At 72.4% G+C, this 18315-nt stretch carries 13 protein-coding genes; 1 reads left to right on the top strand and 12 read right to left on the bottom strand.

The window, feature by feature from the left end:
* Positions 1 to 95: 95 nt before the first annotated feature.
* The 9 genes from PYS65_RS22265 to PYS65_RS22225 form a co-directional block, all read right to left on the bottom strand.
* On the bottom strand, positions 96 to 2411 hold the full coding sequence (locus PYS65_RS22265) for a xanthine dehydrogenase family protein molybdopterin-binding subunit (RefSeq protein WP_279335699.1): 2316 nt from the start codon (positions 2409 to 2411) through the stop codon (positions 96 to 98).
* On the bottom strand, positions 2408 to 4240 hold the full coding sequence (locus PYS65_RS22260; protein ID WP_279335698.1) for a 2Fe-2S iron-sulfur cluster-binding protein: 1833 nt from the start codon (positions 4238 to 4240) through the stop codon (positions 2408 to 2410). The genes PYS65_RS22265 and PYS65_RS22260 overlap by 4 nt, the downstream gene beginning before the upstream one ends.
* Entirely contained in the window at positions 4237 to 5130 is an 894-nt protein-coding gene (locus tag PYS65_RS22255) for an FAD binding domain-containing protein (protein WP_279335697.1), read from the bottom strand. The genes PYS65_RS22260 and PYS65_RS22255 overlap by 4 nt, the downstream gene beginning before the upstream one ends.
* Before the next feature lie 304 nt (positions 5131 to 5434).
* A complete protein-coding gene (locus PYS65_RS22250; RefSeq protein ID WP_279335696.1) occupies positions 5435 to 7096 on the bottom strand; it encodes a beta-N-acetylhexosaminidase in 1662 nt (553 codons plus the stop codon).
* Between the two features lie 3 nt (positions 7097 to 7099).
* Positions 7100 to 7936, bottom strand: a complete 837-nt coding sequence (locus tag PYS65_RS22245) for a carbohydrate ABC transporter permease (protein ID WP_279335695.1) — start codon at positions 7934 to 7936, stop codon at positions 7100 to 7102.
* Between the two features lie 50 nt (positions 7937 to 7986).
* Positions 7987 to 8961 (bottom strand): carbohydrate ABC transporter permease, encoded by a 975-nt coding sequence (locus PYS65_RS22240; RefSeq protein WP_387042039.1) that lies wholly within the window; start codon positions 8959 to 8961, stop codon positions 7987 to 7989.
* Between the two features lie 8 nt (positions 8962 to 8969).
* The gene (locus tag PYS65_RS22235) at positions 8970 to 10262 is read right to left on the bottom strand and encodes an extracellular solute-binding protein (protein WP_279335693.1); all 1293 of its coding nucleotides are present in this window, start codon (positions 10260 to 10262) and stop codon (positions 8970 to 8972) included.
* Between the two features lie 249 nt (positions 10263 to 10511).
* On the bottom strand, positions 10512 to 10808 hold the full coding sequence (locus PYS65_RS22230; protein WP_279335692.1) for a DUF3039 domain-containing protein: 297 nt from the start codon (positions 10806 to 10808) through the stop codon (positions 10512 to 10514).
* 29 nt (positions 10809 to 10837) lie between these two features.
* Entirely contained in the window at positions 10838 to 11410 is a 573-nt protein-coding gene (locus PYS65_RS22225; protein WP_279338033.1) for a YqgE/AlgH family protein, read from the bottom strand.
* Between the two features lie 321 nt (positions 11411 to 11731).
* On the opposite strand from PYS65_RS22225, the gene murA reads away from it, so the two are divergent.
* On the top strand, positions 11732 to 13078 hold the full coding sequence (murA, locus tag PYS65_RS22220) for a UDP-N-acetylglucosamine 1-carboxyvinyltransferase (RefSeq protein WP_279335691.1): 1347 nt from the start codon (positions 11732 to 11734) through the stop codon (positions 13076 to 13078).
* 280 nt (positions 13079 to 13358) lie between these two features.
* Here murA and PYS65_RS22215 read toward each other — a convergent pair whose 3' ends face one another.
* The 3 genes from PYS65_RS22215 to PYS65_RS22205 all read right to left on the bottom strand — a co-directional run bounded on the left by PYS65_RS22215 (position 13359) and on the right by PYS65_RS22205 (position 18257).
* On the bottom strand, positions 13359 to 13640 hold the full coding sequence (locus PYS65_RS22215) for an HU family DNA-binding protein (protein WP_003950507.1): 282 nt from the start codon (positions 13638 to 13640) through the stop codon (positions 13359 to 13361).
* Positions 13641 to 14103: 463 nt separating this feature from the next.
* Positions 14104 to 15522 (bottom strand): NAD-dependent malic enzyme, encoded by a 1419-nt coding sequence (locus tag PYS65_RS22210; RefSeq protein ID WP_279335690.1) that lies wholly within the window; start codon positions 15520 to 15522, stop codon positions 14104 to 14106.
* 428 nt (positions 15523 to 15950) lie between these two features.
* Complete coding sequence (locus tag PYS65_RS22205; protein WP_279335689.1) at positions 15951 to 18257, bottom strand: HelD family protein; 2307 nt, start codon at positions 18255 to 18257, stop codon at positions 15951 to 15953.
* Between the last annotated feature and the right edge of the window lie 58 nt (positions 18258 to 18315).

Below are 18315 nucleotides of genomic sequence, written 5' to 3'. Positions count from 1 at the left end.
AACCTGAAACACGTTCTCCGGCAGCCGTCAGCAGCCGTCAGCGGCCACCGACAGCCATCGTCGGCAGCCGACGGCATCCGTCGGCTGCCGCGCCGTCAGCCGCTGGTCACCACCGCGGCCTGGGGGCGGATCGGCAGGCGGTTGACCGGGCGGCCGGTGGCGGCCCGGACGGCGGAGGCGATGGCCGCCGGCGAGGTCACCACCGGCACCGCGCTGACCGCCTTCGCGCCGAAGGGCGCGACCACGTCCCGCTCCTCCACGAGTTTCACGATCTGGATGTCGGGCGCGTCCAGGGCGGTCGGGAGGGCGTAGCCGGTGAGGTCGGGGTGGCGGATCAGGCCGCGGGGCGTGCGCAGGTTCTCGGTGAGCGCGGCGCCCACGCCCTGGGTCACCCCCGCCTCGATCCGGGCGGCCAGCTGGGCCGGGTTCAGCACCCGGCCCACGTCCTGGGCGACGGCCAGTTCCACGACCCGTACCGAGCCGATCTCGATGTCGACGTCGACCACCGCGCGGATCGCGCAGAAGGACATCCCGACGAAGGCGTCGCCCTGACCGAAGTCGTCCAGGGGTTCCGTGGGGTGCGGACGGCACTGGGCGGTGGCCCAGAGTTCCTTGCCCTCCAGGGCCTCGGCGACGGGCGTCGACAGCACCCCGTCGTACGAGGTGATCCTGCCGTCGGTGATCTGGAGCAGCTCGGCGGACATGCCGAACGTGTGGGCCAGGGGCTGGAGGAGCTGGGTGCGGACCATCTTCGCCGCGCGCTCCACCGCGCCGCCCGACACCCAGGTGTGCCGGCCGCGGCAGCCCGCGCCCGCCGGGGGCTGGTCGGTGTCCACGGGGGCCACCCGCACCTCGTCGACGCCGAGGACCTCCTGGACGATCTGCCGGGCCAGCGTGGTGAAGCCCTGGCCGGTCTCGACGGCCGCGCACAGCACCGTCGCCACGCCGTCCTGGACCTTCACGGTGGCCGTGGACACCTCGTCCGCGCCCTCGCCGCCGAGCATGTGCACCATGCCGAGGCCGTAGCCCACCCCGCGGCGCACCGCGCCCGGTTCCCCGGCGCCCTCGGGGCCGCCGGGCAGCAGCCACTCCTCCGCGGGGGTGTCCTTGGGCAGCGGCGGCAGCGGGAAGTCCTGTACCGCTTCGAGGAGTTCGGCGACCGGGGCGGGGCAGGTCACGGTCTGGCCGGTGGGCAGGACGTCGCCGGTCGCCATGACGTTGCGCAGGCGCAGCTCGGCCGGGTCGAGGCCGAGTTTCTTGGCCAGCTTGTCCATCTGCGCCTCGTGGGCGGCGCACACCTGCAGGGCGCCCTCGCCGCGCACATGGCCGGAGGGCGGGTTGTTGGTGCGGACCGCCCAGCCCTCGATGAAGGCGTTCGGGACGACGTAGGGGCCGCAGGCGAAGGCGACGGCGGCGGCCAGGGCCTCGGAGGAACTGTCGGCGTAGGCGCCCGCGTCGAGCAGGATCTGCGCCTCGACCTTCACCAGCTTGCCCTCGGCGTCGGCGTGGTGGCGGTAGCGCAGCAGGGTGGGGTGCCGGTGGGCGTGGCCGAGGAAGGACTCCTCGCGCGTGGCGGTGAGTTTGACCGGGCAGCCGGTCCGCAGCGCCAGCAGGCCGAGCGGCAGCTGGAAGCTCTGGTCCTCGCGGTCGGCGACGGCGCCGGGCACACCGGTGACGACGATCTTGACGCGGTCGGGTTCCAGGTCGAACGCGGCGGCGGCGGTGTCCCGGTCGCCGTGCGGGTCGGTGGAGGCCAGGTACAGCTCGACGCCCCCGTCGGGACGGGGTACCGCGAGTCCGGCCTCGGCGCCGATGGGGGCGGGGTCCTGGCGGCCGATGCGGTACAGGCCCTCGACGACGAGGTCGCCGACCGCGTCCGGGTCGCCGTGGCGCAGCGGGATGTGCCGGATCAGGTTGCCGTCGGGGTGCAACGGCTCGGCCTCGAAGGCCTGTTCGGGGTCGATCACCGGGTCGAGCACCTCGTACTCGACGATGACGGCGGCGGCGGCCAGCCGCGCGGTGTCCGGGTGGTCGGCGGCGACGGCGGCGATGGCCTCGCCGTGGTGGCGTACGACGTCGGAGGCGAAGACCGGACGGTCGGCGCGGCCACGGCCGTACAGCGGGTCGCCGGGGACGTCCTCGTGGGTGACGACGGCGCGCACCCCGGGCATCTCGCGCGCGTGGGTGGTGTCGATGGACACGATGCGCGCGTGCGGGTGGGGCGAGCGCAGCACGGCCGCCCACAGCAGGCCCTCGGCCCACAGGTCGGCGGCGTACGGGAAGGTGCCCTCGGTCTTGGCGCGGGTGTCGGAGGCCGGCAGGGAGGTGCCCAGTCCGCGCGGGACCGGTTCCGCCCGGGAGGCGTCCTCCGCGGCCCGTGCGGCCTGCACGGTGGCGGCTTCGTTGCTCACGCCTGGCCTCCGTCCTGGCCGTGGGGCCGGTCGTGCGGTCCGGGGGGCGGGAACGCGGCGGGGTTGACGCCGCCGGCGCCCGGTCCGGCCTGGTGCGGGATGCGGGGCTCGCCCGGAACCGTGCCCGGGTCCGCGCCCGGGTCGGGTTCGGCGTGCTCGGCGTGCTCGGCGTACTCGGCGTGCGCCTCGCGTTCGGCGACGACCTCCTGGACCGCCTCCACCACGCCCCGGTAGCCGGAGCAGCGGCACAGGTTGCCGCACAGCGCCTGACGGGTCTCCAGCCGGCTGGGCTCCGGGTTGCCCTCCAGCAGGTCGTGCACGGTCATCGCCATGCCCGGTACGCAGAAGCCGCACTGCACCGCGCCGCACCGCGCGAGTGCCCGCTGCACGTCCGACGGCTGCCCGTCCTGGGCGAGGCCCTCGACGGTACGGACCTCGCTGCCGGCCGTGGTGACGGCCGGGACCAGGCAGGACGCCACGAGCCGGCCGTCGACCTGCACGTTGCAGGCCCCGCACTCGCCCTGCGAGCAGCCGTCCTTGGCACCGGCGAGCCCGAGGCGCTCGCGCAGCACGTAGAGCAGCGACTCGCCGATCCAGGCGTCGGTGACGGGCCGGTCGGTGCCGTTGACGCTCAGCACGTAGGTGGCGAGGGGGTGATCGTCGTGCGCGACTCCGGGGAGCGGTTCGGTCCCGGTCGGCGAGCCGTCCGGCGCGGGGGGCGCGGAGGGTTCGGGGTGCTCTGCCGCTTCGGGGGCGGCGGCCGGCTCGGACGGGTCGTCACCGGTGGGGCGTCGTGGGGCTTCCTGGGCCTCGTGCGGGGCTTCGGGGCGCCGGGCACCCTCGGCCGCCTCGGCAGGCTCTCCGGGGCCGGGAGCGGGCCGTACGGCGCCCTCCGTGCCCGGTTGCGGGTGCTCGCGGAGCTCAGGGGCGGACGGCACTCCGGCCGCCTCCCGGTAGGCCTCCGGCTCGGTCCGCCAGTGGGGCTCGGCGGGTGACGGCGGTTCGGGCGCGGGCCGCCCCGGCGTGGGCGTGTCGCGGCCGGGCTCCGCGGGCCGGCCGGGTTCCGGGCCGCCCTGCTCCCGGCCGGAACCGGGCTCGGAGCCGGTCTCGGGGTGATGCGGGTCCACACCCGGTACACCCGGCCCCCACGGTTGTCCGATGGACTGCGTGGCCCAGGGCGCGGGGGCGCCGCCGGGAAGGGTGGCGGGCGGGGTGACCGGCGGGGTGGCGCCCCACTGCTCGGCCAGGGCGGAGGTGGTGAACTCGCCGGACTCGTCCGGGAGGTCGCCCTCGGCCACGGGGATCGACCACTGCCCGGTCACGTCGGAACCCGGTGCCGGGTTCCCGGCGGCGGGCGGCTCCTCGAAGGCCCACTGCCCGGAGGCCCCGGGGTCGTACGTGAACCGGTCCTGCCCGCTGTGCCCCTGCCCGCTGTGCCCCTGCCCGCTGTGCCCCTGCGCGGTCCGCGCCTCGGGGCCGCCCTGCCCTGCCGTCTGCCCGGACGGGCCGCCCTGCGGGTCGTACGGGGCCTGCGGGTCGTACGGGGCGTTCCACTGGGCGCCGTCGGCGGGCGCGCCCGGCACCGTCCAGCCGCCGGGTGCCGCCGGGTCGGTGCCCTCGGGGGCGGGGGTGACGGTGATCGGCGGCGGCACGTAGCCGTGGCCGGGTGCGGCGAGCGGGCTCTCCATCGAGTCCAGCAGGGCCTCGATGCCCCCCTCGGGGAGGTTCACGAAGGCCGTGGCGCCGTCGTCGTAGTCGCCCTGGGGCAACGGGTCCCAGCGGCTGCCGCCGCCCCGGGACGTGCCCTCTCCGTGCTGCTCGTCGGTCACGACAGCGCCCTCCCCAGTGCTCGTCGGGCCAGCGCGGCGACGGTGCGCCGCAGATGCAGTACCGCGGGGGGCAACGGCGTGACGGAGCCGTCCTCCTCGGGGACCGGGTCGGGGATGCAGGCCGCGGCGACGTACTCCCCGAACGCGTTCAGCGCCTCCGGCACGATCGCGCGGTTGTTGTCCCAGTCGATGAGCTGGGCCACCCACTGCTCGGCCTCCAGGGGCCGCAGCGCCATCGGCGCTATGGCGCCCACCGCGCAGCGGACGCCGCGCCGGGCGGGGTCGAGCACCAGGGCGACGGACGCCAGCGCGCGGCCGGGGCCGGTGCGGCCGGTGGCCTTGAGGAACACCTGCGGGGCGTGCAGCAGCGGTACGCGCACGTAGCCGATGAGTTCACCGGCGCGCAGCATGTCCATCCCGGCCAGCAGGTGCGACACCGGGATCTCCCGGCGGGCTCCGCCCTGTCCCGCGATGATCAGCGTCGCCTCCAGCGCGGCCAGCACGGGCAGCGAGTCACCGGTGGGGGCGGCGGAGGCGATGTTGCCGCCCAGGGTGCCCGCGTTGCGGATGTGCGGCGGTCCGGCGGCACGCGCGGAGGCGGCGAGCGCCGGGATGAGGGCCGCGAAGTCGGGGCGGCCCATACGGGCGTGGGTGAGGCCCGCGCCGAGCAGCGCGTGGCCGTCCTGGTACTGCCAGCCGCGGATCTCGCTGATCCGGCCGAGGCCGACCAGCGCCGCGGGCCTGAGCTGCCCGGAGTTGACGGAGGCCATCAGGTCGGTGCCGCCCGCGACGGGCACGGCGGCGGGCACGGCGGTGAGCGCCGCCACCGCCTCGTCCAGCGTCGTGGGCAGCGTCACGGCCTGCGCCGCCTGCGGTGCGTGCGTGCTCAAAACCGGCTGCCCCTTCCCGCGGCCCCACCTGGTCCCACCTGTCGCAGCCGTACGGTACGACCTGACAGGGCGGACGTGGCAACTCTGGCACATCTTCGCGAGTGCCGAAGACAGGGGTCCGCTAGGAGGCATTCACCCACTTCACCCCGGACATGGCCCGATTTGGCGGGACATCGCCGGTGCGGTCGAACAGCACTCTTCGGTGACCCTTGTGTCCTTTTTCACGACCTGTTAGGAGTTGGGCGGACTTCGGGGCATCGCCGGAGCGCCCGCCCCGCCCCGCACCGGCGGGGCGGGGCGGGCGCTACCGGTTCGGGGGCGGGCCGTCGAGGGGGCGGCCCAGCACTCCGGGGCGCCGCTGCCAGGGGAGCGGTCCGGTGGGCGGGCGGTGGGCGACACCCAGGGCGTCGAGGCGCCGGCGGTGGGCCGTCGTCCGCCGTTCGAAATCGGCGAAGTCCCGTTCCGCGGGAGCCGGCAGCGCGCTCCAGGCGACCTCGGCGAAGGCGGCCAGCCGGGGGAAGACCTGGTAGTCCACCCGATCCTGGTTCTCCGTCACCTCGGACCACGCGTTGGCCTGGGTGCCCAGGACCCGCCCGGCCTCCTCGGCCGTCAGCTGCGGCGGCACGGGCTCGAACCGGTAGACGTCCTCCAGGGTGCGCACGTACCCGATCGGCACCGGCTCGTCGGGGCCCGCGTCCTGCCGGTGGTCCAGGTAGACGTGCTGCTCGGGGCACATGACCACGTCGTGTCCCGCACGGGCGGCGGCGACCCCGCCGGCGTAGCCGCGCCAGGACGACACGGCGGCGCCCGGGGCGAGTCCCCCCTCCAGGATCTCGTCCCAGCCGATCAGCCGGCGCCCCCGCGCGGCGAGCCAGGTGGCGAAGTGCCCGACGAACCAGGACTGCAGAGCGTCCTCGTCGGCCAGGCCGAGGTCGTTGATCCGCTGCTGCGCGACGGCCGACGCACGCCACTGGTCCTTGGGGCATTCGTCGCCGCCGAGGTGTACGAACCCCGAAAAGGGAACGGAGGGGCCGGCGTCCGCGGGGAACAGTTCCAGGACCTCCTCGAGCACCCCTTCGTAGAAGCGCAGGGTGTTGTCGGTGGGGGCGAGTACGTTCGGATTGATCCCCCAGGTGTCCCAGACGGTCAGGGAGGCGGTGTCGATGACATCGGTGTTGCCGAGTTCCGGATACGCGGCGATGGCGGCCTGCGAGTGCCCGGGTACGTCGATCTCCGGTACGACGCTGATATGCCGCTCGGCGGCGTAGGCGACGATCTCGCGGATGTCGTCCTGCGTGTAGTGGCCACCGTGCGGTGTGTCGTCCCACAGCGGTGACGCCCGGTGCCCGACTTTCGTCCGGGCCCGCCAGGAACCGATCTCGGTCAGCTTCGGATACCTTTTGATCTCGATACGCCACCCCTGATCATCCGTCAGATGAAAGTGGAGGACGTTGAGTTTGTGCGCCGCCATCAGATCGAGATAGCGCAGCACGCCTTCCTTGGGCATGAAGTGCCGGGCGACGTCGAGCATGAGTCCGCGCCAGCGGAAGCGGGGGGAATCCTCGATCGTCCCGTGCGGCACCGCCCACACCCGGTCGCGGCCGAGCGGGGCCCTGCGGTACGCGTCGGGGCCGAGGAGCTGCCGCAGCGTCTGGGCGCCCCAGAAGACACCGGCCGCGCTGCCGCCCTCGATCAGGACGCCCGTCCGGTCGCTGACGAGGCGGTACTCCTCGGGACCGAGCCCGGGGTCGAGCAGGAGCCCGATGCCGTCGCCGTCCGTGCCGTCGGGGTTGTCGAGTTCCCTGCCCTCGCCCAGCGGCAGACCGGTCGCCTGCCCGAGGACGGTGCGCAGCCATCGGCCGACGCCCTCCGTCCCGGGACCGGCGTGGAGCCGGGAGCGCGCCGTCAGCCGCACCTCGCCGGAACCGGCGACGACGCCGCGGGGCGCCGGAATGAGTTCGGTCATGGTTCAGTCCTTTACCGCTCCGCCCAGTCCGGAGACCAGGCGCCGCTGTACGAGTACGAAGAAGACCAGCACCGGGATCGTCATCACCGTGGACGCCGCCATCACGCCGCCCCAGTCCGGCTCGTCCGGCTTGTAGAAGACCAGCAGGGCCATCGGAAGCGTCGACTGCGAGATGTCGCTGATGATGAAGGACTTGGCGAACAGGAAGTCGTTCCAGGTGGAGATGAAGGAAAACACACTGGTGGCCACGAGCCCCGGCAGAACGAGCGGGAAAAGGATCTGCCACAGGAACCGCGCGCGGCTCGCTCCGTCGATGTACGCGGCCTCCTCCAGCGCCTCGGGAACGGCTTTCACGAACCCCCGCAGCATCCAGATCGCGAACGGCAGCGAGAACGCGATGTGCGGCAGGATCAGCGACCACAGCGTGTTCAACTGGCCGAGGTCCCGCATGAGGAAGAACAGCGGAATCGTCAGCGCCTCCACGGGCACCATCTGGGCCACCAGAAACATGATCAGCAGGGTGGTCCGCATACGGAACCTGAACCGCGTCACGGCGGTCGCCGCGAGAAAGGCGATCAGCGCCGAGGCGATCACCACGGCGACCGCGACGACCACGCTGTTGACGAAGTACCGGCCGAATTCCTGCTGCCCGAACACCCGTCGGAAGGAGTCCAGGGTGGGGGTCAGGGTCCACGGCCGGGGCCGGTCCGACTCGATCTCGCCGGCCGGTTTGAAGGCACCCAGCACCATCCAGTAGAGCGGGAAGGCCACCACCACCGCGACGAGCAGCGCCGTCGCCTCGGCCGCGAGCCGCCACGGACGCCGTACGAACCGGCGCACAGGACTCCCCCGGCGATTCCCCCGGCGCGCCCCGCTCCGGTCCACGAGACTCACAGTTCCTCCCCCTGACGGCGCAGCAGCCGCAGGTACACCAGCGTGACGGAGAGCAGGATCAGCAGCATCACCACGCCGATCGCGGCGCCGAGGCTGTACTGCGAGGACGCGAACGCCTTCTGGTAGGCGTAGACGTTCAGGACCAGGTTCTGGCCGGCGATGCCGCCGCCGCCCGTCATGACGTAGATCTGGGTGAAGATCTTGAAGTCCCAGATCACCGACTGGATGGTGACGACCACCAGGATCGGCCGGAGCATCGGGGCGAGCACCGAGCGCCAGATGCGCCACTGCGAGGCGCCGTCCAGGGCGGCGGCCTCCAGCACCTCGGCGGGTACGGCGCGGATGCCGGCGTAGACGGTGACCATCACGAACGGGAAGGAGCACCAGACCACTTCGAGCAGGACGAGGAAGAAGGCGCTGTACCGCCCGTACGTCCACGCGTGGTCGCCCAGGCCCAGCACCCGGTTCACCGGGCCGAAGTCGGCGTCGAAGAGGAACAGCCACACCGTGGAGCCGGTGACGGCCGGGGTCGCCCAGGCGCCGAGCCCGGCCAGCATCAGGGCGAGCCGGGGCACGGCGCGCACCCGGGTGAGCAGCACGGCGAGCGCGCAGCCGACGGCCAGGGTGGACACCACACAGGCCGCCGCGAACAGCAGGGTGGCCAGCAGCACCTGCCAGAACTGGTCGTCGGCGAAGAGCTCGGCGTAGTTGCCGAACCCCTTGAAGGTGGTCGGTTCGCCGCCGCTGACCTGCGCCTGGGTGAAGTGGAAGAGCGAGATCAGGCCGAGTTGGTAGACCGGATAGGCGAGCAGCCCCCCGAGGACGACGAGGGCGGGCGCCAGATACAGCCAGGGGGTGATCCAGCCCCCAAAGGGGCGCGGGGCCGTGTTGGATCTGCGGCTACCGCCGCGTGGGCGCGACCGGCCACGCACCACCCGCAGCCGCCGACGACTCGCAGCCCCCGAGCTCATGGGCACAGTCATCCAGCGGAGCCAAACGCCTCGTTCATCTTCCGTGCGGCGCTCTCCGACGCGGCCGCCACGTCCTTCTTGCCGCTGACGACCTCCTGGAACATCGTCGGCAGCACCAGCGAGGAGTCGATCTGCGCCCAGGCCGGCGAGGCCGGCACGAACTTGGTGTCGGCGGCGAGGGTCTCGACGAACGGCTTCAGGAACGGCTCCTTCGCGGCCGTCTGCTGCCGCACGTCGGAGAAGGTCGGCAGGAAGCCCATCGCGTCGAACAGTTCGCCCTGCGCCTCCTTCGAGGCGAGCCGCCGCATCAGGTCGACGGCGAGGGTGCGGTGCGAAGTCGACTTCAGGACACCCAGGTTGTTCCCGCCCGCGAAAGCGGGGGCGATGGACCCGGACCGCACTCCCGGCAGCGGCACGACCGCGTACCGGCCCTTCACCTTGCCGGCCTCGACGGCCGCGTGGCTGAAGTCGCCGCCGATCGCCATGGCGGCCCTGCCCGCGGCGAAGGCGGTCACCGTGTCGTTGCCCCCCATGCCGGCGCACTTGGCGGCCGGGCAGTTGTCGTCGCCGAAGAGGGAGGTGTACGCCTCGATGCCCTTGCGGGCGGCGGGGGTGTCGATCGCTGAGGCGTACGAGCCCCCCTTGCCGGTGGCGAGTTCGCCGCCGTGGGCCCAGATGAAGGGCATCGCGCCGTAGGTGTAGGCGCCGCCGACGGCGATGCCGTACAGCTCCGGCTTCGCGGCGCGGATCTTCCGGGCCGTGGAGATCAGCTCGGCCTGTGACCTGGGCGCCTCGAGCCCGAGTTCCTCGAAGACGTCGGTGCGGTAGTAGAGCGCGCGCACGCCGACGAAGTACGGCGCGCCGTAGACCCTGCCGTCGACGGTGACCGACTGCCGGGCGGTCGGGTCGGTGTCCTTGGCCTCGTCCCAGGCGCCGAACTCCTCGGTGACGTCGGCGAGTCCGCCGTCCTTCACGTATCCGGCGGTGTCCGTGTTGCCGTACTCGACGAGGTCGGGCGCGGACTTCGGGTCGTTGAAGGCGGCCTTGATGCGCTGGGCGCGGGTCTCGACCGGGATGTACTCCACGGTGACCTCGACGCCGTCGTGCGCCTGCTCGAACCCGGCGACGACGGACTCGACGGCCTCTTCCTTGGGCGCGTTGTTGACTTCCCGGAAGAGCCAGACGCGTAAGGTCCCGGTCTTCTCGTCCTCGGCCGAGGAGGAGCCCGAGGAAGTCTGGGGCGCGCAGGCCGCGGTGGCGAGGACGGCCGCGAGGGCGACCAGGCGGACGGACAGCTTCATGGACTGCTTCCTCCGATGGGGCGTTGCAACATACGCAATGAATGTTTCGCCGTGCACAACAACACCGGAGGTTAGGTACTGGGTGAACCGGCCCACAAGAGGTCTCGACCACTCTGTGACCGGCGGAAGCACTCCGCGCAACGCGCGGGCAGCACAAAGGCCCCCAGGGCGCGCAAAACGCACCCGGGGGCCTGAACGCGTCCGGACGACGGCCACGCGGCCCGGACGGCTCCTCGGGAAGGCCGGGGCCTACTTTCCGCCCTTGCCCTTGCCGCCCTTGCCGCCCTCGTCGTCGCCACCGCTCATGGACTCGTAGATCTCCTTGCACATGGGGCAGACGGGGTACTTCTTCGGGTCCCGGCCCGGCACCCACACCTTGCCGCACAGCGCCACGACGGGCGTGCCGTCGAGTGCGCTCGCCATGATCTTGTCCTTCTGGACGTAGTGGGCGTAGCGCTCGTGGTCACCGTCGCCGTGGGACGTCTGCGGCGTCGGCTCGACGAGGGTCCCCGTACCAGTCCCGCGCTCGGGCTCAAGAGTGCTCATGAGCACCAGGGTACTGAAGCTCACGCGCATCAGTTGAGCGACGGATCGTCCGGATACGTGGCCACCATCGCCAACTCGCCCCGCTGACGGCGCAGCACCTCCCGCCAGAGCCGCTCGGGCGCCGGGGACGAGACGTCGCCGGGCTCCGACTCGACGACGTACCAGGCGCCGTCCACCAGCTCCTCCTCCAGCTGGCCGGGGCCCCAGCCCGCGTATCCGGCGAAGATGCGCAGCGAGCCGAGGACGGAGGCGAGCAGCTCGGGCGGCGCCTCCAGGTCGACCAGCCCGATCGCGCCGTGCACCTGGCGCCAGCCCAGCGGCGCGGCCCGGTTCCCCGCCCCGCCGGGGACGACGGCGACACCGAGGGCCGAGTCCAGCGACACCGGGCCGCCCTGGAAGACGACCCCCGGTTCGCCGGCCAGATCCCCCCAGCCCTCCAGGATGTCCGCCACGTCCACCGGGGTCGGACGGTTGAGAACGACACCCAGGGAGCCCTCCTCGTCGTGGTCGAGGAGGAGCACCACCGCACGGTCGAAGTTCGGGTCCGCCAGGGCGGGAGTGGCCACGAGCAGCCGCCCTGTGAGCGAGGACACCTCGGTCATGCCAGACATGATCCCGCATCTTCCCTTTCCGTGGGGAGGCAATCGGGGGTACGCGGGTGAACCGGGCCGCGCGGCGGCGGAGCTCCCTGGTGGAGCCGCGTCCCGAGCGGTCCGCGGCCGGAGGTCCGGGGGCCCGGCGGGCGTACGGGAGCACCCCCGGCGCACAGTACGGCGGTGACCCCGAGTGGCCACTGAGGGACTGCTCGTGTCGTGGGGGCGGCGGGGCGGAGACCTGGTCGCACACGGGCTGGCAGAGCCCGGGGGAAGGGCGACTACGCTTGCCCTTCTGGCCCCTGCCCCCCTCCACGGAACGCGAGATTCATGACCGTCAACGGAGCTGAAGACGTCCTGCTTGTCCACGGCGGAAACCCGCTGGAGGGTGAGATCCGGGTCCGCGGTGCGAAGAACCTCGTACCGAAGGCCATGGTCGCCGCCCTGCTGGGCAGTGAGCCGAGCCGACTGGGCAACGTCCCGGACATCCGTGACGTCCGGGTCGTGCGAGGACTGCTGCAGCTGCACGGGGTGACGGTGCGTCCGGGCGACGAGCCCGGTGAACTGGTGCTCGACCCGACGCGGGTGGAGAGCGCCAACGTCGCCGACATCGATGCCCACGCGGGTTCGTCGCGCATCCCGATCCTGTTCTGCGGACCGCTGCTGCACCGTCTCGGGCACGCCTTCATCCCCGGTCTGGGCGGCTGCGACATCGGCGGCCGGCCGATCGACTTCCACTTCGACGTGCTGCGCCAGTTCGGCGCGACGATCGAGAAGCGGGCGGACGGCCAGTACCTGGAGGCCCCGCAGCGGCTGCGCGGCACGAAGATCGAGCTTCCGTACCCGTCCGTCGGCACGACGGAGCAGGTGCTGCTGACGGCGGTCCTCGCGGAGGGCGTCACCGAGCTGTCCAACGCGGCGGTGGAGCCGGAGATCGAGGACCTGATCTGCGTCCTGCAGAAAATGGGCGCGATCATCGCGATGGACACCGACCGGACCATCCGCATCACCGGTGTGGACAAGCTCGGCGGCTACAACCACCGCGCCCTCCCCGACCGCCTGGAGGCCGCCTCCTGGGCGTCCGCGGCGCTGGCGACCGAGGGCAACATCTACGTCCGCGGCGCCCAGCAGCGCTCGATGATGACGTTCCTGAACACCTACCGGAAGGTGGGCGGTGCCTTCGAGATCGACGACGAGGGCATCCGCTTCTGGCACCCCGGCGGCCAGCTCAAGTCCATCGCGCTGGAGACGGACGTCCACCCGGGCTTCCAGACCGACTGGCAGCAGCCGCTGGTGGTCGCCCTGACGCAGGCGACCGGGCTGTCCATCGTCCACGAGACGGTCTACGAGTCCCGGCTCGGCTTCACCTCGGCGCTCAACCAGATGGGCGCGCACATCCAGCTCTACCGCGAGTGCCTGGGCGGCTCCCGCTGCCGTTTCGGCCAGCGCAACTTCCTCCACTCGGCCGTCGTCTCGGGCCCGACCCGGCTCCAGGGCGCCGATCTGGTCATCCCCGACCTGCGCGGCGGCTTCTCCTACCTGATCGCCGCCCTCGCCGCCCAGGGCACGTCCCGCGTCCACGGCATCGGCCTGATCAACCGCGGCTACGAGAACTTCATGGAGAAGCTGGTCGAGCTGGGGGCGAAGGTCGAACTCCCCGGCAAGGCCCTCGGCTGACCCACTCCCCGAGCCCCCGGCCCCGACCGGCTGGGGTCCGGGGGTCGTCCCCCGGGCAGACACAGCATGGAGAAGCTGGTCGAGCTGGGGGCGAAGGTCGAACTCCCCGGCAAGGCCCTCGGCTGACCCACTCCCCGAGCCCCCGGCCCCGACCGGCTGGGGGCGAGGGGCTCGGCTGGCTTGATTCGGGCTTGCCAAAAGGGCGGCCACCCGTTCGGGTGGCCGCCCTTTCGACGTCACTGTGCGCCGTACGCCGTCCCGGGACGTACGAACGGCAGAATCACTTGCCCTTGGCGGCTTCCTTGAGCTTCGAGCCCGCGGAGACCTTCACGCTGTAGCCGGCCGGGATCTGGATCGGCTCACCGGTCTGCGGGTTGCGCGCGGTGCGAGCGGCACGGTGGGTGCGCTCGAAGGTCAGGAAACCGGGGATGGTGACCTTCTCGTCCCCCTTGGAGACGATGTCGCCGACGACCTCGGCGAACGCGGCCAGCACGGCGTCGGCGTCCTTGCGGGTCACCTCGGCGCGGTCGGCCAGCGCGGCCACCAGCTCACTGCGGTTCATGTTGTTACTCCCGTGTTCTTCTTGCCGTTGAGGCGTGCCACGCGGCAGGGCCGCACGCAGGGCACGGTCAAGCCGATGCTGCCAGGGTCCTCGGTGAGGGCCCGGACCCGGGTCCTGTCGGGCCCGCACACCCCTGGAGGTGCTTGCCTTCTGGACATTGTCCTGGTGCAGCATCCTGCCTCTACCTGCGGCAGTAACGCCAATCCGGCACCCGCAGAAGCCATGAGAACACCCATGGGAGTCACCCATGGGGGTCACACGGGGAACGCGACGGCCTGATGTCGGTGACACTGCGTCCGCTTCCGGCAGCAGAGCGCGGGAGCCGGAGGGCGGAACCCTTGCTGTACGGCCGCCACGATAGAGCGCGGCCGTACAGCAAGGGTTCCACGACGCGCCGGTCGCACACCTGTCGTGGTGATGGTCACAGCGACGCCGCCCGCCCCCGGGATCCGCCGGACAGGCCCTAGGAGGCCGAGGTCTGCGTCAGTTTCGCCGCTTCCCGCACGGCGTCGGCGACCGCGCCCGCGACCCTGTCGTTGAACACGCTCGGGATGATGTAGTTCGGGTTCAGCTCGTCCTCGGTGACCACGTCGGCGAGGGCCTGCGCGGCGGCGAGCATCATCTCCGTGTTGACGGTGCGGGACTGGGCGTCCAGCAGGCCGCGGAACACGCCCGGGAACACCAGCACGTTGTTGATCTGGTTCGGGAAGTCGGAGCGGCCGGTGGCCACCACGGCCGCGGTCTCGCGGGCGACGCCCGGGTCCACCTCGGGGTCGGGGTTCGCGAGCGCGAAGACGACCGCGCCCTCGGCCATCGCGGCGACGTCCGCGCCGTCGAGGACGTTCGGGGCGGAGACGCCGATGAAGACGTCCGCGCCGCGCACGGCCTCCTTCAGCGTGCCCGTCAGGTTCTCCGGGTTGGTGTGGTCGGCGATCCAGCACAGCGGGGAGTCGGCGGGGGTGTCCACCAGGTCCTCGCGGCCCGCGTGCACCACGCCGTGGATGTCGGCCACGACGGCGTTCTTCACACCGGCCGCGATCAGCAGCTTCAGGATGGCCGTGCCGGCCGCGCCGGCGCCGGACATGACGACCCGGATGTTCTCGATCGCCTTGCCGGTGACCCGCAGCGCGTTGGTCAGGGCCGCCAGGACGACGATCGCGGTGCCGTGCTGGTCGTCGTGGAAGACGGGGATGTCGAGGGCCTCGCGCAGCCGGGCCTCGATCTCGAAGCAGCGCGGCGCGGAGATGTCCTCCAGGTTGATGCCGGCGAAGCCCGGGGCGATGGCCTTGACGATCTCGACGATCGCGTCGGTGTCCTGGGTGTCGAGGCAGAGCGGCCAGGCGTCGATGCCGGCGAACCGCTTGAACAGGGCGGCCTTGCCCTCCATCACGGGGAGAGCGGCCTTGGGGCCGATGTTGCCCAGGCCGAGCACGGCGGAGCCGTCCGTCACGACCGCAACGGAGTTGCGCTTGATGGTGAGGCGGCGGGCGTCCTCGGGGTTCTCGGCGATCGCCATGCAGACGCGGGCCACACCCGGCGTGTAGATCATGGAGAGGTCGTCGCGGTTGCGGATGGGGTGCTTGGACGCCATCTCGATCTTGCCGCCGAGGTGCATCAGGAACGTACGGTCCGAGACCTTGCCCAGGGTGACGCCCTCGATGTCGCGGAGCTTCTCCACGATCTCGTCGGCGTGCCCGGTGGAGGTGGCCGCGATGGTGACGTCGATCCGGAGCCGCTCGTGCCCGGACGCGGTGACGTCGAGGCCGGTGACCGTGCCGCCGGAGGACTCCACCGCGGTGGTGAGCTGGGAGACGGAGGTCCCGCTCGACGGCACCTCCAGCCGGATGGTCATCGAGTAGGAGACGCTGGGCGCCGTTGCCATGGCCGACTTCCTCTGCTTTCACCTGTAGCTGTTCGTGCCGTCCGATCGTCGCACCTACCCCTGAGTACGCGGTAGCCGCCTCCTATTGCGAACGTTTTGTTCGCGCGGAAAGCGGGTATATGCGGCAGCTTTCGGAAAGACCGTTCCACCATACGAGAGGCAGGGGGTCGCACGTAAGTCGCTGCGCGGAGCGGCCCGCAGCCCGCCCGCAGCAGACCCGGGGCAGGGACGCGAGAGGCCCATGTCACCCGGAAGTGACATGGGCCTCTCGGTCGTTCAGTGACACCGACCCGCCATGCTCGCCTCGCGGCAAGTGGTCGCTCGTAGCGACGAAGGTTGGGCCCGGGGGCTTGGATCGGGCCGGTGTCACTTGCCAGGCTAACAAACGGATGGCGCAGGACCATTCCCCCGAGAGCCTTTTTCCGGGTTCAGTCCCGGAGCAGGTCCGGCACTCCGGCGGCGTCCGGCTCGTCCCGTCGCGTCGAGACGACGGTGAGCTGCTGGGTCGCCCGGGTCAGGGCGACGTACAGGACGCGCAGGCCGGCCGGGGACTCGTCGGCGATCTCGGCCGGGGAGACCACGATCGTCGCGTCGTACTCCAGGCCCTTGGCCTCCAGGCTGCCGAGGGCCACCGCGCGGTCCCCCAGCCCGTCGAGCCAGCGCCGCGCCTCCTCCCGGCGCTGCATGGCGACGACCACACCGACCGTGCCGTCCACCCGCTCCAGCAGCCGGGCCGTCTCCGCGCGCACGGTCTCGCCCAGCGTGCCCTCCGCGACGACGAAGCGCGGCTCGACGCCCGTGGAGCGCACCGCCCTCGGCGCCTCGGTCCCGGGCATGGCGAGCGCCAGCACCTTGGCGGCGAGGCCGGCGATCTCGGCCGGGTTGCGGTAGTTCACGGTGAGTTCGAAGCGGCGGCGGGGCCTGCTGCCGAGAGCCTCGTCGCGGGCCTGGGCGGCCTCGTCGGGGTCGGACCAGGAGGACTGGGCGGGGTCGCCGACGATCGTCCAGGTGGCCTGCCGGCCGCGCCGGCCGACCATGCGCCACTGCATCGGGGTGAGGTCCTGCGCCTCGTCGACGATGACGTGGGCGTACTCGGTGCGCTCCTGGGCGAGGCGCTCGGCCCGCTCGCGCTGCGACTCCTCGCGCACCGGCATCAGCTCCTCGAGGCCGGTGAGCTGGTCCAGCGGGTCGAGTTCGCGCCTGCGCCGGGGCCGGGAGGGGGCTCCGAGGACGGCCTGCAGCTCGTCGAGCAGGGCGACGTCGTGCACCGAGCGGCCGTCCCGGCGCAGCGAACGGGCGACCCTGCGGACCTCGCCCGGGTTGAGGATCCGCCGGGCCCAGCGGCCGAGGCGCCGCTCGTCCGCCATGGCGTCCAGCACGGCGGCCGGGGTCAGCTCGGGCCACCAGGCGTCGAAGAAGGAGAGGAAGTCGTCCTCGGTGGTGACGTCGTCGTCGAAGGAGGAGCGCAGTTCGGCGGCGAGCTCCGGATCGGTGTGCCGGCCGGCCGCGCCGGAGCGCCCCCACAACGCGTCCAGCAGCAGCTTGCGGGCGCGGGGGCGCAGCAGGTTCACCGGTGCGGTGCCGCCGAGGGCGGTGTGGCGGACGGCCGCCAGCTCGTCGGCGTCCAGTTCGATCCGCCGGCCGAAGACGACGACCCGCAGCCGGGTCGGCGTGGCGCCGTGCTCCAGGGCGCCGCGGGCGGCCTTCCTGATCACCTTGAGCATGCGGTACGAGCCCTTGGCGCGGGCCACGGCCGGGGTGTCGTACAGGGTGGCCCCGGTGCCGGACACGTCGTCGCCCAGGGAGCCGATGGCGCGGATGGCGACCTGGCCCTCCTCGCCGAGGGAGGGCAGCACGCCCTCGGTGTAGGCGACCAGGAGCGGGGTGGGCGAGACGATCAGGATGCCGCCCGCGTACCGGCGCCGGTCCTGGTAGAGCAGGTAGGCAGCACGGTGCAGGGCGACGGCGGTCTTGCCGGTGCCGGGGCCGCCCTCGACGTAGGTCACGGAGGCGGCGGGGGCGCGGATCACCAGGTCCTGCTCGGCCTGGATGGAGGCCACGATGTCCCGCATGCTGTGGGTACGGGCCTGGCCGAGCGCGGCCATCAGGGCGCCGTCGCCGACGACCGGCAGTTCGTGGCCGTCCAGGGAGGCCGTCAGCTCGGGACGCATCAGGTCGTCCTCGACGCCGAGGACCCGGCGGCCCTTGGAGCGGATGACGCGCCGGCGCACCACCCGGCCCGGATCGACCGGGGTGGACCGGTAGAAGGGGGCGGCGGCGGGCGCCCGCCAGTCGATGACCAGCGGGGAGTACTCCTCGTCGAGGACACCGATGCGGCCGATGTGCAGGGTCTCGGCGATGTCGGCGGTGCCGTCGGGGCGGATGGCTCCCTCGGCGGGCTCGACGGCGGTGTAGGCGCCGTCGGGTCCCTTCTTGCCGTCCTTGCCCCGGAGCAGGTCGATCCGGCCGAAGAGGAAGTCCTCGAACTCGTTGTTCAGCCGGTTGAGGTGGACGCCGGCCCGGAAGACCTGGGCGTCCCGTTCGGCGAGTGCGCCGGGTGTGCCGACCTGGCCGCCCCGGGCGGCGTCGTGCATGAGGAACTCGGCCTCGTGGATCTTCTCCTCGAGCCGTCGGTACACCCGGTCGAGGTGTTCCTGTTCGGTAGTGATCTCCCGGTCGCGAACGGAATCGTGAACCGGATCGACCGCGGTTTCCTGCTGAGCCTGAGCGGCCACCGGGCCCCCTTCTGACGTGCTGGGCAGCCGTCAACCGTACGCGAAGGGGGCCCCGTGA

It is taken from the genome of Streptomyces cathayae (assembly GCF_029760955.1).
Classification (GTDB): Bacteria; Actinomycetota; Actinomycetes; order Streptomycetales; family Streptomycetaceae; genus Streptomyces; species Streptomyces cathayae.
The sequence above is the reverse complement of the archived record's forward strand: the minus strand, read 5'-3'. Positions and strand labels throughout refer to the sequence as shown.

Excerpts from the sequence above, each read along its gene's own strand:
- PYS65_RS22250 (WP_279335696.1), bottom strand. The coding sequence starts at position 7,096 with ATGACCGAACTCATTCCGGCGCCCCGCGGCGTCGTCGCCGGTTCCGGC.
- PYS65_RS22240 (WP_387042039.1), bottom strand. The coding sequence starts at position 8,961 with ATGAGCTCGGGGGCTGCGAGTCGTCGGCGGCTGCGGGTGGTGCGTGGC.
- PYS65_RS22235 (WP_279335693.1), bottom strand. The coding sequence starts at position 10,262 with ATGAAGCTGTCCGTCCGCCTGGTCGCCCTCGCGGCCGTCCTCGCCACC.
- murA (WP_279335691.1), top strand. The coding sequence starts at position 11,732 with ATGACCGTCAACGGAGCTGAAGACGTCCTGCTTGTCCACGGCGGAAAC.
- PYS65_RS22215 (WP_003950507.1), bottom strand. The coding sequence starts at position 13,640 with ATGAACCGCAGTGAGCTGGTGGCCGCGCTGGCCGACCGCGCCGAGGTG.
- PYS65_RS22225 (WP_279338033.1), bottom strand. The coding sequence starts at position 11,410 with ATGACCGAGGTGTCCTCGCTCACAGGGCGGCTGCTCGTGGCCACTCCC.
- PYS65_RS22230 (WP_279335692.1), bottom strand. The coding sequence starts at position 10,808 with ATGAGCACTCTTGAGCCCGAGCGCGGGACTGGTACGGGGACCCTCGTC.
- PYS65_RS22210 (WP_279335690.1), bottom strand. The coding sequence starts at position 15,522 with ATGGCAACGGCGCCCAGCGTCTCCTACTCGATGACCATCCGGCTGGAG.